A 1030-nucleotide genomic window follows, 5' to 3' on the forward strand; every position below is an offset into this window, starting at 1 on the left:
TGTGCAACTGACGTTGATCGTTTACGCCTGGGTCTGAGTCTTCTGCTTAAGGCGTTCGTAGGGGGTCTGGCCGTCGAGGCCGCCATGGGGTCGATCGTAGTTGTAGTAGTCCTCCCATTCGCGAAGCTTGTCGTTGAATACCTCGGCGTCGTCGATGACGACACCGTCCAGCATCCGGTAGAACTCTTCGGCGTCGATGCGGTGTGAGCGTTCGACCTTGCCGTTCAGCCGCGGTGTGCGGGGCTTGATGTAGACGTGGTTGATGCCCTTGTCCAGCACGTGCCAGTGGAAGGCCGATTGGAACTCCGCTCCGTTGTCGGTCTGGACAACCTGCACCTGGAAGGGCAGGCGCTGCAGCATGTAGTCGAGGAACTGGATGGCGGTCTTCTGGTTGAGCTGGGGGTAGATGCGCAGCACGCGCAGGCGGGTGCAGTCGTCGATCGCGGTGAACTGGTAGTACTTGTTGCGGCCGCCCTTGCGGCCGGTGACGCCGGCGATGGGTTCGATGAATTTGACGTCGATCTGGACGCGGTGGCCGGGCAGCTGCTTCTCGTAGCGCTTCCACCGCTTGTCGTGGCGCTTGTAGCGCTGGGAGGCCGGCAACCGACCCATGTCCAGGCGTTTAAGGATCCGCCAGACGCCTGAGCGGCTGATGGTGACGTCGTGGTACCGCTTGAGGTACATCGAGATCTTCTCCGGGCCGAAGTGGTAGTTCTGCCGCAGATAGATGATCTTTTGTACGACCTCGGCGTGCGTGGCGTTCGGGCTGGTCTTGGGCCGCTTGGAGCGAGTACGCAGGCCTTCGACGCCCTCGGCCTGGTAGCGGCGATACCAGATGTAGTACGCCTGCCGGCTGATCCCGTAGTAGCGGCATGTCAGTGCGACGTTGCCTGAGACCTCTTCGACGTGACGGATGACGGCCAGGCGCCGCTTGGCTTCACGGTCGAGTGGGGGGTTCGGGGAAGTCGACATAGATGGTCTCCGTAGTGGCCGGAGACCCAGGTGTCAACGATGTTCGTCAGTTTTAGAT

Annotated in this window: 1 protein-coding gene; it reads right to left on the minus strand. The window is 61.4% G+C overall.

The genetic code is table 11. The features are described from left to right. Positions 1 to 21: 21 nt before the first annotated feature. Positions 22 to 972 carry an IS481 family transposase gene (locus ABZ664_RS39430; protein ID WP_362522407.1) on the minus strand — a complete coding sequence of 317 codons (951 nt, stop codon included), beginning with the start codon at positions 970 to 972 and terminating at the stop codon, positions 22 to 24. Positions 973 to 1030: the final 58 nt, after the last annotated feature.

The organism is Streptosporangium sp. NPDC006930 (assembly GCF_040635605.1).
Taxonomy (GTDB): Bacteria; Actinomycetota; Actinomycetes; order Streptosporangiales; family Streptosporangiaceae; genus Streptosporangium.

Excerpts from the sequence above, each read along its gene's own strand:
- ABZ664_RS39430 (WP_362522407.1), bottom strand. The coding sequence starts at position 972 with ATGTCGACTTCCCCGAACCCCCCACTCGACCGTGAAGCCAAGCGGCGC.